14 protein-coding genes are annotated in these 12,286 nt (G+C 65.1%); 7 read left to right on the forward strand and 7 right to left on the reverse strand.

Annotation, left to right across the window (positions count from 1 at the left end):
* Positions 1-25: 25 nt before the first annotated feature.
* Complete coding sequence (locus tag DEJ11_RS18130) at positions 26-283, reverse strand: helix-turn-helix domain-containing protein (RefSeq protein WP_111102757.1); 258 nt, start codon at positions 281-283, stop codon at positions 26-28.
* A 290-nt stretch (positions 284-573) separates the two neighbouring features.
* Here DEJ11_RS18130 and DEJ11_RS17930 point away from each other — a divergent pair, with 290 nt between their 5' ends.
* The 3 genes from DEJ11_RS17930 (at position 574) to DEJ11_RS17940 (ending at position 3,298) form a co-directional block, all read left to right on the forward strand.
* Positions 574-1,170, forward strand: coding sequence for a hypothetical protein (locus DEJ11_RS17930; protein WP_111102759.1), 597 nt, complete (start codon positions 574-576; stop codon positions 1,168-1,170).
* A gap of 119 nt (positions 1,171-1,289) precedes the next feature.
* Positions 1,290-2,033, forward strand: a complete 744-nt coding sequence (locus DEJ11_RS17935) for a hypothetical protein (protein WP_146250014.1) — start codon at positions 1,290-1,292, stop codon at positions 2,031-2,033.
* A gap of 992 nt (positions 2,034-3,025) precedes the next feature.
* Positions 3,026-3,298, forward strand: coding sequence for a hypothetical protein (locus tag DEJ11_RS17940; protein WP_111102762.1), 273 nt, complete (start codon positions 3,026-3,028; stop codon positions 3,296-3,298).
* A gap of 114 nt (positions 3,299-3,412) precedes the next feature.
* Here DEJ11_RS17940 and DEJ11_RS17945 read toward each other — a convergent pair whose 3' ends face one another.
* From DEJ11_RS17945 to DEJ11_RS17955, 3 genes are all read right to left on the reverse strand, one after another.
* A complete protein-coding gene (locus tag DEJ11_RS17945; RefSeq protein ID WP_146250015.1) occupies positions 3,413-3,922 on the reverse strand; it encodes a hypothetical protein in 510 nt (169 codons plus the stop codon).
* A gap of 90 nt (positions 3,923-4,012) precedes the next feature.
* The gene (locus DEJ11_RS17950; protein ID WP_111102765.1) at positions 4,013-4,585 is read right to left on the reverse strand and encodes a GntR family transcriptional regulator; all 573 of its coding nucleotides are present in this window, start codon (positions 4,583-4,585) and stop codon (positions 4,013-4,015) included.
* Between the two features lie 97 nt (positions 4,586-4,682).
* Complete coding sequence (locus DEJ11_RS17955; RefSeq protein ID WP_146250016.1) at positions 4,683-5,438, reverse strand: hypothetical protein; 756 nt, start codon at positions 5,436-5,438, stop codon at positions 4,683-4,685.
* Positions 5,439-5,546: 108 nt separating this feature from the next.
* On the opposite strand from DEJ11_RS17955, the gene DEJ11_RS17960 reads away from it, so the two are divergent.
* A complete protein-coding gene (locus tag DEJ11_RS17960; protein ID WP_111102767.1) occupies positions 5,547-6,092 on the forward strand; it encodes a hypothetical protein in 546 nt (181 codons plus the stop codon).
* Between the two features lie 204 nt (positions 6,093-6,296).
* On the opposite strand, the gene DEJ11_RS17965 is transcribed toward DEJ11_RS17960, so the two are convergent.
* Positions 6,297-6,869: a GntR family transcriptional regulator gene (locus DEJ11_RS17965; RefSeq protein WP_111102768.1), complete on the reverse strand. Its 573-nt coding sequence runs from the start codon at positions 6,867-6,869 to the stop codon at positions 6,297-6,299.
* Positions 6,870-7,069: 200 nt separating this feature from the next.
* On the opposite strand from DEJ11_RS17965, the gene DEJ11_RS18135 reads away from it, so the two are divergent.
* The gene (locus DEJ11_RS18135) at positions 7,070-7,420 is read left to right on the forward strand and encodes a helix-turn-helix transcriptional regulator (protein ID WP_181440771.1); all 351 of its coding nucleotides are present in this window, start codon (positions 7,070-7,072) and stop codon (positions 7,418-7,420) included.
* A gap of 57 nt (positions 7,421-7,477) precedes the next feature.
* Here DEJ11_RS18135 and DEJ11_RS17970 read toward each other — a convergent pair whose 3' ends face one another.
* Both DEJ11_RS17970 and DEJ11_RS17975 read right to left on the reverse strand, forming a co-directional pair.
* Positions 7,478-8,710 carry an AlbA family DNA-binding domain-containing protein gene (locus tag DEJ11_RS17970; protein ID WP_111102771.1) on the reverse strand — a complete coding sequence of 411 codons (1,233 nt, stop codon included), beginning with the start codon at positions 8,708-8,710 and terminating at the stop codon, positions 7,478-7,480.
* Positions 8,711-8,797: 87 nt separating this feature from the next.
* Positions 8,798-9,049, reverse strand: a complete 252-nt coding sequence (locus DEJ11_RS17975) for a hypothetical protein (protein WP_146250017.1) — start codon at positions 9,047-9,049, stop codon at positions 8,798-8,800.
* Positions 9,050-9,677: 628 nt separating this feature from the next.
* On the opposite strand from DEJ11_RS17975, the gene DEJ11_RS17980 reads away from it, so the two are divergent.
* Both DEJ11_RS17980 and DEJ11_RS17985 read left to right on the forward strand, forming a co-directional pair.
* Positions 9,678-11,414 (forward strand): hypothetical protein, encoded by a 1,737-nt coding sequence (locus DEJ11_RS17980; RefSeq protein ID WP_111102773.1) that lies wholly within the window; start codon positions 9,678-9,680, stop codon positions 11,412-11,414.
* A gap of 249 nt (positions 11,415-11,663) precedes the next feature.
* Complete coding sequence (locus tag DEJ11_RS17985) at positions 11,664-12,284, forward strand: HIRAN domain-containing protein (protein WP_181440772.1); 621 nt, start codon at positions 11,664-11,666, stop codon at positions 12,282-12,284.
* The last annotated feature ends 2 nt before the right edge of the window (positions 12,285-12,286 follow it).

A 12,286-nucleotide genomic window follows, 5' to 3' on the forward strand; every position in this document is an offset into this window, starting at 1 on the left:
AGCAAGTGTGATGAAGGCACGGCCGTTAGGAAGAAGCTCCTTGCTCGGCTGCTCGGATCCACTTCCACACGGCGACGTGACTCACGCCGAGCGCCTCAGCGATGACGCTCATTGGGACGCCAGCGGCGTAGGCCTCCAGGGCGAGGCGAACCCGCTCCTCCTTCGTCTCCCGAAGTACCCGCTCCGCGCGCCTCATCTCCTCAAGGAGTACATCGGCTCGAACCTGGTCGGTGACGGTTCTCGCGGAAGGTCCGCTGCGCGGCTCTGGGGACGGTGTGGTCATGGCTGCTCTCCAACGATCAGATCGAGCGTCGGAACAGCGGTTGCACGGCACGGGCGCGCGTGGAAGGATCCGACGCGGATACCGCTCGGATCGGACCTGAGGTTTCGAGTTGAGGCGGGCACTACTCGCGATCTGGACGTCGCGTTCTCGGAGGTCAACGGTGACCTCTTCGAGTCGTGCCTTCCCGCCATCGTAGCTGCCGACCCCTTCTGCCTCTCTTCGCCGCCTTGGACCTGTGCTGGCTCGCCCATTGTCCCTCGTTTACGAGCAGAATCTACCGATCAGCAGGTATGGGAGCGATGATTGCGCCTCAGCCGTCCTTCGCCTCAATCGTTGGCGTGCTAGCGCACGGCAGCGACTACGGTCCAGTCAACGAGCCACAGGTCCGACCACGTGGACGTCGAGCGACCCCTGAAGAGGAGGAGTTCCTCATCCGCTCCGGCAGCTTCACTCGCGAGCAGTACGACGAATCGAAGGCAGAAGTCGCTCGCGGCGAGCTCGACGAGATTGAGCGTCGCACCGAGCTAGAGGGCCTCATCGCTTCACTGTCAGCCGAGGAGACCGCGGACTGGTTGAGCATCAGCGACACGGAACTCCATGCGCGCCTCGTCGTGGGAGAAGTGACCGCCTTCGTCTGCCACGGTCAGTTGCGGTACCCGGCGTGGCAGTTCACCGATGACCCAGCGACGCCTGTCCTTCCCGGCCTCGCACGACTCACGCCGGCGTGGGGCGAGCAAAAGCACCCGTCCACGATCCTCGGCTTCATGTACAACGCGGACCTCGAGATAGAGGGGACCGATAAGTCCTTCACGCCCGTCGAGTGGTTGAGCATCGGCGGCGATGTCCAGGTCGTCCTCGACCATCTCGAAGCCGCGAGCTGGAGTTAGGAACCCCTCGGATGCACAAGTGTCCGCCATTTCGCGTCTCGCAATCGCCCTCCACCCACCCCCCCCTACAGGCGGCGTCCTGCGGGGGACCAAGAAGTCGAACAAGAGGGGAGTGCCCGATGACGTCACGGGTACAGATCGCACGCGCACGCGCACGTGTTGCTCTCGGCGCCCTGACAGGTGAAGACCTGCCAGGCAGCGTCCGCACCACCGCCGCCATGGACTTCGCGGATGCGGACGACGCTGTCCTGGTCACCCGGGACCGCGTTCTTGACCCGCCGCGGCAAGACGGCGCCTTCACGCGCCTGATCGGTGTTCACGCCGGCGGTCGAGATTTCGGGCCACGCCACAACCCACCGCGCCCTCGAACCGGCCGAGATCTCACACCAGACGAAGAAAACGCACTCATCGAGTCCGCGTTCGGCACCCGTGAACGGTACGAAGCGGCAAAGGCTGCAGTCGCGCGAGGCGAGCTCGACGCAGCCGAACGCCGCTCTTGGCAGCGCGGAATGAGCGCCTCCCTCACCCTGGAGGAAGCGGCCGACTGGCTGGATGCCGGAACGGCACGGGTCCTCACCCACCTCGCGTTCGGCGACCTCCTCGCGTTCGTATGCGACGACGAGCTCCGGTTCCCGGCATGGCAATTCACCGAGGACCCGAACCACCCGGTGCTGGACCAGCTATCGACGTTGGTCGGAGCCTTCGACGACGAAATGCACCCGACGTCGATCCTCGGCTTCATGACGACACCACACCCGTACACGCGCATCCACAGCGTGCCGGCGACGCCCGTCGAATGGCTCACCGCGGGCCGCCGCGTGCAGCCGTTGCTAGAACTACTCGCGACCCGGCGCTTGAGATAGCTCCTGCACCAAAGACCTGCTCAGCCCACCTCGCGGTATCCCTGCCCCCTGCAGCGGCACGTCCGCCTCCCCAGGATCTCTAGACGCGCTGTAGAGGGAGCGGCGTGACGCACGAATGTCGAGGTCAGAGCTGGATGTACCCGTTCCAATCCCGCTTCGCGTCCAACCCGTACCTCCCGAGGACGTCGTGGTCGATCGGGGGTTAGCCAAGCGATGCCCGCGGCTGGTCCTGCAGAGCGGGAACGTTTCCGCCCGCTGTGTCCATGGATCAGCTTCGGTATGACGGTCGACGCTGGCCGAGGCGAGAGAGGAGAGGGCATGGCAGCCCGCCCAGCCACCCGAACCAAGCCCGTCCACGTCGGACGACTGACCCTAACCCGTCCGATGACCTGCCCAGCGAAGCCAAGATAGGGCGCCCGCGCGTAGCGCCTACCAGCGTCCGATCGCCGAGCCGTCGACACAATAAAGCGGGTCCCAGCAGCCTGCTGGAACCCGCCTCGGTATAAGGGCTAGTGCGCCGCTCGCTCTGGGCGGCCTGCGATAGCAGCACTGTGATTCTTGGCTCGTTCCTCTACAAGTGCAAGAACCTCCGGCTGCGCGCGCAATTCAAGATCTTGGCGGGACATAATTACAGCTGGCTCCAAAATAACTGTTCCATTTGACGTGACGTTGACGATGTACTGATCGTCTCCGAGGACGCTCCCCAGGGCAACGCGACCTCGACTGTCTTTTTGAACAAGCGTGATTGACATTAGTCGACTCTTTTCGCTCGAACCACTGAGCCCGAACTCCTCCTGCACGGAGGCCGACGGGACCGAAGAGCGCCACGACCACACGGTCTGTGGTCGTAGCGCTCGTGGGGCACTTCATTCGAAGCGCTGGGTGGCATCTGCAACCCACTATACCCGTAGTACCCCATAAGTGCCACAGTACACATCTGTATCTCTGCCCACTTTCCCCCATGTGTCACTGGGGTCTGGTATACTGGAAGCATGTCCCAGATCAACTTCGAGCCAGAGGCTCGCCAGGCGCTCATGCGCACCTACGCAGACGACACCGAGGAGTCGCTCTCGAACCTGTACGACTACTACTTCGACTGGCTGCAGGCGGATCCGGTCGACCCTAGGGCGCGCCTGCACCCGTTCTCGACCGTCGATGCCTGGATCATCTACGTCGAGCTGCCGGGCCGTTCCGAGCGATGGGCGATCATCTGGACAGAAGACAAGGGCCAGGTCTACGTCCTCCACGTCGGCATTTGGCTCTGAGTACGTGAGCCTGGCGGGTCGTTCAGCACCGTTGAACGGTCCGCCAGGCGTGCGTCCCAGATGCCGACGTGGCGCTCTCACGCCCGAATGCCCGGCAACTCACCCCATACGCGGTCACGCTCGGTAGAGGGTCGATGGCTTCCAGCCGACGGCTTCAAGCGACCGGAAGAAGCCCAAGACCTCTTCGAAGGTGTCCGCCGGATCCCTCCCCGCGAGGTGCTCCTCGTACATCGCCACACGCTTCCGAACGCGGGCACTCTCGAGCGCCTTGGGTGTCCAGAGCTTGTGCAGCACGACGGAGGACCGCCACGACGGAGGGCCTATGACGACCGGGGCTACGATCGGTGCGGTTATGCCTCCGGCGTTAGTCGTGACGAGCGCCGCGTGCATGACGCCGTTCCGTGCATGAACGAGCCCATGCACCAAAGGGACTTCGCGATCCCTTAGTTCTTCGTACTCGGCACCCAAGTCCTCGCGAAGGTTCTCATCAAGAACGGCCGCCCACATCACTCCGGCACCGACATTGGCATAAAGCTCGCCATGACGTCGGCGAAGGTCGGTCAGCGCCTTCTCGAGAGCGTTCAACGCCATCCCGCGGCTCCGAGCTCGTTCCCACTCCACCATCCGAGGACCGTAGCGCGACTGCAGCCCTGAGAACCCGGCGGCGCCGGCATCAGGCCGCGATGCGTCCCACCTAGCGCTTAAGACGCGCGGTTAGACCTTTGCGAGGGCACCAGCCGTTGCAGCCGCCGCGTCCCAGTCGATGTTCGCGTCCGCGGCAGGGGCGTGGAACTTCACCCGACCACGCACCGCCGCCTCCGTAGCCGTGAAGAGCGGGTTGTCAAACCCAGCGATGAGCGCCGCGACAGCATCCTGCAGGCCTCGGTACGCGTCGACGTCGTGTGCGTCGACGCCCACGACGAGCTTGCTCGCAGCAGCAGCAGCGGTCTTCCGCGCATCGGAGGCCGCTTCACCTGCGTGGTCAATCGCCCACGCGTGCAGCGCGGCAAGGAGCATCGCCGCCTGATCGTGCGCCGGGCCGGAGAGGCTGGCGACCCGGGTGTACCGGTTCGCGGCCATCTCCACGAGACCTTCGGACTCGAGCCGAGCGATCGCTTCCCGCACCGGAGTGCGTGAGACACCGAGCCAGCTCGTGAGCTCCTCGTCGTTGAGGCGTTCCCCCGCCTCGAGCGTGCCGTTCTCGATTGCCTCGAGCATCTGCTCGTAGACGACGTCGCGGAGGAGACGGCGGGGGCCCTGGCTGGTCGGACTCTTCGGTACAGGCATGCCGCGACCATATCCCAAATATTAGTCAAGGGGTAGGGTGCCACACAGAGGAGCCGCAGCTGACGCGTCGATCAGAGACACCATCTCGGCAGCCGATCTAGCGGAGGATGAAGCCGAATAGGCTCGTCAGCACGATCGTGAGCGGCACCGTGACCACCGTGGTGATCGCTGCGACCTTCACGTTTTTCTTCTCGTCAGCTCGCCGTGCGACCGTCTGCGCGCGCGACTCCATACGGATACGGTGACCAGGCCCGAGAATCGTGTCGCGTCGACGCTTGTAGATCGGCCGAGCAACGGCGATCAGAACCCCGGCGATCAGGACCCACCCGAGCGCATGAGCGGGCGCCGGCATCGGCTGGACAGCTTCGAGCCAGATCCAGAGAGCTGTCAGCACCAGCGGAAGCACAAGCGGGACCAGCCGAGCAACAAGCTTCCACTTAATCCGAGGGGGGTTGTTGTGCAGCTTTTCCACGATCGCGTCGCGGACTTCCGGCGCCGACACGACCACCATTGGGTTGCCGTGGAAGGTGACCGATCCGCCTATCGGCGGGAGGACGTCTGGCCTGTTCACAGAAACGATGAGTCGCGCCCGATCCTCCGCGGGGAGGGAGTTGAGCTCGGCCTGGGAAACCTCCCGGTTGCCGTACTGTCCGTGCCCATCAAGAGTGAACCTGGGGTCGGCACCGGCCCACTGCTTCAAGATCGCTCCGACCTCGACGACGGTGTCCATGTCGAGAGCGACGGATCGAACTCGCACCGAGCCGTCCGGCTGCCCGGAGAATCGCTCAACCTTTGGGCCGTAGAGCCAGTTCCACACCGAGAAGTCGTACTCGGTCCGTTCAGGCCCAAACATGACGCCACTGTCTCGCATGCTGGCAGCCGTAGCAACAGGCAAACGCCTCCGATGCCCTCAGCGCTCCGGACGTTCTGCAATGACAGATGCTCGGGCTAGCGTCGCGGGATGAACAATCACCGCGCGATGATCATCGCCGACCACCTCGCCGCACTGCCTGGCCGCAGCGGACAAGCCATCATCCAAGCCGCCCGCGTCGTGTGGGGCAACCAGCATCGAAGCCCCAAAGAAGCCGCCTACTTCCACCGGTCGCTCACCGCCTCCGCTGCACCGCTCATCCCCGACATCGAGGCGATCCGCTTCGCTGACATCGACGTCGAGGTGAACAAGCTGGGCCGCTCACTGGCCGGCACCGCCTACTACGTCACCGATTCAGCCATCGTCTGCCTGATGTTCTCCGCTGAGACGGGGGCGACTCCAGCCCATACCGTCGGGTCGGTCGAGAGCGCCGCGGTCATTCGTCGCCGAGCCGACATAGTGCAGGCGAAACTGACGCGAGTCGACGCACCAGACTTCGACGACATGGAAGCGCAGTGGACCCCGGAGAACCCGGTACTGACGCTCACCATGCGATCCGGAGACACGATCGAGCTCAGGAGCACGGCCGGAGAGGAAGCAGAGTTCATCGCGCTCTGCGGCAACTTGCTCCACTAACCCCATGCACGACCGATCCGGGCCTGATCATCGTGGCCGTTACGCAGCAGACCAGTCGTCCGGTAGCCGATCCCCTACCGTGCACTATACGCGGGCTCGCTGAGTGCGAGGACGGACCGGAGGAGCGTGAGCTCAACTCCGGCCCGCAGGGAAGCTGGTGAAACCCCCTGGCGTCGACGGTACCCCCGCGCTGGTCGTCGACGGTCAGACCTTCGCCAGCTCGGCGGCCGTGGCGGATGCTGCGGCCCAGTCGATGTTCGCGTCCGGGGCAGCGGCGTGGAACTTCACCCGTCCCCGCACCGCAGCTTCCGTCGCAGTGAACAAGGGACTGTTGAACCCGCCGATGAGCGTCGCGACCGCGTCCTGCAATCCGCGGTACGCCTCAACCTCGTGCGCGTCGACCCCGGCAACGACCTTGCTTGCCGCGGAAGCCGCGGTCTTCCGCGCGTCAGCACTCGACTCGCCAGCGTGACCGATCGCCCACGCCTGGAGCGCAGCGAGGAGCATCGCCGCTTCGTCGTGCGCAGGCCCCGAGAGGCTGGACACACGCGTGTACCGGTTCGCGGCCATCTCCACGAGCCCTTCGGCCTCGAGGCGGGCGATCGCTTCCCGCACCGGGGTGCGAGAGACACCGAGCCAGCTCGTGAGCTCCTCATCGTTGAGGCGCTCCCCCGCCTCAAGCGTGCCGTTCTCGATCGCCTCGAGCATCTGCTCGTAGACGACATCACGGAGAAGGCGGCGGGGACCTTGGCTGGTCGGAGACTTCGGTACAGGCATGCCGGTACCGTATCCCGCATATCAGTTAAGAGGAAGAACGCCACACCGCCGCTTCCTCGCAGAAGACGCAACTGTGTCCGATCCGCGCCACTCAGCGGGCCACATGACAGCACGGCAAGCGACGCCTTTCTACCGTGGGGCTCATGAGTAGCTGGGATGGCGAGCCGACTGATCTGACCATGTCAACCCCGGTGCGACGCATGACCGTCCAGATCAGCGAACAGCTCGAAGATCCACTCCAACTGGCTGACCTCGCCGACGCGTCCGGCATCAGTGATCGATCCCTGCAGAAGGCATGCGCTCGCGACCTCGGGATGTCGCCGATGCGATACCTCCGGTTGGTACGCCTACACTCTGCACGTCGCTTGCTGACAAGGGCCGCCCCAACGACGACTACCACCGTGACGGAGCTCGCTCAGCGGTTGCGGTTCAGTAGCCCATCGCGGTTCGCGTCCACGTACCAAGCACAGTTCGGCGAGCTCCCGAGTGCCACCCTCCGACGCCAGAGCATCCTTGAAGCGGCCGAACTCCCGATCAGACAGAGCCGATAGCCGATAGCCGATCGGCTACCGAGACACCGTTGGCGGACAGACGCACGGTACCTCGTCTCATTCCCCCAAGATCGCCTGCAGGTACGACACCCCACCCTGGTTGATGCAATCCAGCGCTAGGTCACGCATCTGTCTCCGAAACGCGTCCTCGTCCGCGCCCGCGTCGATGGTGACCTCCACGGGCACGTAGCGATGCACTGGAGTCGAAACACCGTCATACGTCTGCCCGAAGCCGTCCCTGGTCAGGATCTCCAGAGGACCAGTACCGGCCCACTCAATACCGACCATCACGTCGTACTCGGACCCGCTCCCACGCTGGGCGAGCACACGAACAAGCGCGAGGAGGTCAGCCACTGCATTCTCGATCGCGGTCGATTCAACCTGCGTCGGCTCGAAGTGGCCGTCGATGGACTTTCGGTGCCCACCGACCGCGCACGCCAACCCAGCAGCGCCAGACCGATAGACACTCGCCCAGGCTTCCTTCCATGCTTGCGCGCCCTGGCTGCGATTCGGCGCTACCCAGCTACGCAGGCCCGGTCGAAGGTTGTACCGCTCAACGGCCGTCAGGGGGCGTACGCCGATCCCGTTCGTCCAGCCCTGCGCGAGGGTGAATGCCTCCTCGAAGATGTCGCGCGCGTCATCGCGGTCCGTCCCGGAGGCCACGCTCGGAACACGTGGCGACGCCACCGCATAGAGCCATGCATGGGGAACCACCGCCCGCCCAGCGCTCACCTGCGCATACAGGTTCGTCAGGGCTTCTCGAGCGTGCCGCTGCTCATCAAAGCGAGCACGATAGGCGTTCGCGACCTCGCGCTCCTTCATCCAGACCGTATCGGCGTCGTTCCGCACAGGTGCACCGAAGTAGTCGTTGCGGTAGATCAAATGCGGCCCGTCGACGCTCGCCGGCACCTCGACGACCACCGCCAGTGCGCCGTCGCCGACAAGGACGTGCACACCCAACGCGAATACCGGTGGGGAAATCGCCGTTACCGCCGCACTGCGCAGGGCTCGCTCGTACCCCTCATCAAACTCGACGATGTGCACGCGCTCTGTTGCGGCCTTCTGCGCCTCGCGCACCCCGTACACGATCACGCCACCGCCGCTGTTGGCCATCGCAGCGACGTCCTTCGGGAAGTCTGTCTGTGTGATGTTCTTACGCGGCGGTAGCTCTGACTTCCAGTCAAGATCCCGTGTCTCACGAACACCCGCGGCGACGGCATCGTTCAGCAGCTCGTCAGTGATGGGCCCAGGGGCAGCACCCGTCGTTCGGTGCAGCGCAGTAAAACTCATCTCGCCAGCCTAATTTCGCCGCGCCACCCCTCTACGAAGCTGTCTCGATAGCCGATCGGCTACCGAACAGGGTCTTGCCCGGCATGATCATTCGGCACGATCTTCCTCGGCATCCCATCCAGCACTGCGCTCGATGGCTTCGTCCGCCCCACGATTCATGCCTGCTCGTTGCGCAAGGCCCATCACAGTGGCGCACGCTGCAGCACCAGCAGCGAAGAGGCATCCCTCGAGAATGCGGCCTACGTCTCCGTGGGAAGAGCCGATGAGGGCGATTGCGACCCCGGCGAATACGAGGAACGGTAGCCCTAGAAGCCAGGAGAGTCCTACGAACCACTTCACGCCTCGATGGTACGTACCCGGAAGGGAACAGGGCCGGCCCCTGGTTGATCAAAGGATGTGCGGCTCAGTAGCCCCCCCGCAACCGGACAGCGCTCAGGTCAATGGAGCGGCATCGGGGCCGAGCGCGGTCACTGTCCCGATGAAGCGAGCTGGTCCCTCGACATCAGTGAACGTCACGGGAGTGAGCTCGGACACCGGAATCAGCCCACTCGCTCCTTCGTCTGTCCTGAACCAGACCGCGGGCACGGGTTCTCGACCCTCCTCAGTTGCCAGGACCGCGGCGGCTGCCAACTGCGGCCAGTTCGCCTCCTGCTCCGCGGAGACACCCATCGCTACCGTCTGAATCGTCAACACGCGCACAAGTTCATAGTGCGCCGGAACGTGCTCGAGCGCGTCCCGTAGCCGATGGGGAAGCGGACGGCGGGATTGCGCGCATCCAGCGACTATCGGACCACGGGTGCCGAGGGCGGGCGCCGACTGCCGTACCCCTTTAAAAGTCGGGGCGTCCGGCTCGCCGCTGCTGTCGGAGGCGGCCGGTCGCAGTGGGTCGACGGGTCGGCTGCCTAACCCGGCGCGGTTCCCGCAGTTCAACCGAGTGCACGTCGGTGCTTTCGGCGACAATGGAGCTGTGACGGATCGGATCCCGTGGGAACGGTACAGCGGCGAGGACGTCGAAGCAGTCGTCGCGTTGTTTGTGCTCCGGGACAACCCGCACGGCAACCGTCGTCTGCCTGCCCAGGGCGACCACGGCATAGACGTCTTGGTCCGCAACGACGACGGCAGTTGGAGCGTCTGGCAGGTCAAGCGGTACACGGACCCGCTCGACAGCAGCCAGAGACGATCCATCACGAAATCGTGGAACCGGCTCCAGGAGTATGTCCGGGGACGTGGAATCACGCTCCGCGACTGGTGGGTCGCCCGCCCCCGCGACCCCACCGACGGCGACGAGCGGTGGTTGGCGGAGTTGACCGCGGGTAGCGGCGTCCCCACACACTGGTTGGGTCTTGCGAATCTGGATGCCTGGACCACGCGATACCCGGAAGTCGTCGACTATTACCTCCACGGAGGACGAGACCGGGCCTTCGACTATGCGATGCGAGCACTGCAGGCAGCTCGCCTCCTGGGGGGTGACTCCGACAAGCCCCTCGACCCGGACGGCGTCGAGCTCGGCCTGGAGGCCGTCTTCCACGCAGTCAACGACCGGGATCCCCACTATCGGTACGAGTTCCAGGTTCGAGCGCCGCGACCCTTCGACGAGTCCGAGCTCGCGGAGTTCCCGGAGGACTTGGCGTGGAGAGCGACCGTTACTCGTCCCGATGTGGAGGTAGTCACCGAGGTGTTCCGGCGCTACGACCAAGCGGGCGAGGACAGCCCCCTGCAGCTCGAGGTGTTCGCGAAACCGGAGTCCGACGAAGACAGGCAGCAGCTCCGTGACCACCGCGAGTACGGACTGCCGCTCGTGGGGCTCCCTGTCGAGGTAGCGGGTTCACTGCCCGGCTTCGCCCTGTCGGGAGCACACACCGCCACAATCACCTCGGTAGTCGGCCGATCGGGGCGGCACAGCGGTCCCCATCTGCTCAATGTCTCCATCGGAGAGGAGCATCCGGTGGCTGGAACAGCCTTGATGAGCGACTTCGTCCGTGGTGAGAACGGCGGATGGAGTTGGAGCGGCCGCATCGGCGGCGTCGCAATGTTCTCCACGCTCGGCGGCGGCGAGCCTGCCAAACAGGGGATCACAATGCGCCCCTTCTCCATCGAGGGCATGACGCCTGCGGAGGCAGATCTCGCACTGACCCTGATGCGCGCCACGATGAGCGTCGGGAAGATTGAGCTGCGGTTGCCGGACGGCCCGATCGTCCTGGAGATGAAGAGCGTCGACGCCGGTTCCGATGACGACACGCTCGCCGAGGCGCTACGATCGCTGGACCGCACGCTACAGGTCGTTCGAGCACTCCGAACGCTTCAGACGCGCATCCCAGTCGCTCTCCGCGTCCCGGACAGGTCAGAGTTGACTATCCCGGAGATCGACGCCTGGGTCCGCGCCGCCGATCTACTGACTGGCACTCAGCGCGTCGCGCAGTGGGAGCCGTTCCTCTTCACCGCGGATATCGCCCACCCACAGCTGCCCGCGGCGTTCAAGATCACCATCCCGTTGAAGGTCACCATCGGTGGGCAGGTCTGGCAGTTCGGGTGGATGACGCAGCAAGGCGTCGCCGCTTCGCAAGAACTGCAAGGTGACGGTCGGTTGCTCCTTCGACCGGGAGACGATGCTCGCCTGATCCAGACGGTCACCACCGACCCGGACGACATCCGGCACTCGGGACGAGTGTTCTTCGCCTCCTTGGGTGTCACCGACCGCGGTTAGCCGAACGCGCCGCGGATGGCTTTCGGTCGCCGGGCCAGACGCTCAGGCTGGTGTCGACCAGAAGGCGAGTGCGAGGGCTCGTCAGACGCCATCGAGCCTCGAGAGGTACCGATGGCTGGTGGGGCAGTGGTACTGCGCGCGGGTGGTCGCGGGGTAGCCAGGCTCGGAGCAGACGTGCACATCCACCTTCGCTCTCGGCACCCGACCGGGGTGCAGACAGACCGCGGGGCGATGGTTACTCTCTCCGGCATGGAGTTGCTCGTCGTGCTGCTGATCATCGTGCTGGCGTTCAGCGGGTGGCTGATCCTCCGTCACTTCACCCGGCCGGCACAGAAGCCGGAGCCCGGTCGCAAACCGAGCGCCGTCATCACGCTAACTCGACCGGACGGAAGCACCGACGTGCGGGACGTGAGGCCCAACGCGGACGGCGGCTCATTCGACGAGTGGGTGGCAGAGCAGCAGGAAAAGGCCCGGCGCATCCGATCAGGCGGTCCGGCAAAAATTGCGGCCGTGCACCTCGAAGAGGGGCTGACGCGTGTTGACCTTCGTGGGCTGCCGTCATCCCGGTTCCGCATCGTCGGGACCGCGCACTGGGTGACTGACGCGGAACGGCGGACGTATAGCGCGCAGGAGTACGAGCTCGTCCGCGAGCCGAACAACGAGCACGACACGCGCGCCGTGGCCGTCTACGGTCGGGGCCGGAAGGTCGGGTACCTCAGCGCGGCGAAGGCTGCGGGCCTGGCGCCGGAGCTCGACCGGCTCGGCGAGGCGGCGTTCGTCGTCGGCGGTGACTCGGTGACGGAGCACAGCATCCGGATGTGGGTGGACATCCCTCGACTGCCAGCGCTCCGCGCCTTCCGGGCAAATTGACA

This window comes from Curtobacterium sp. MCLR17_058 (genome assembly GCF_003234705.2).
GTDB classification, from domain to species: domain Bacteria; phylum Actinomycetota; class Actinomycetes; order Actinomycetales; family Microbacteriaceae; genus Curtobacterium; species Curtobacterium flaccumfaciens.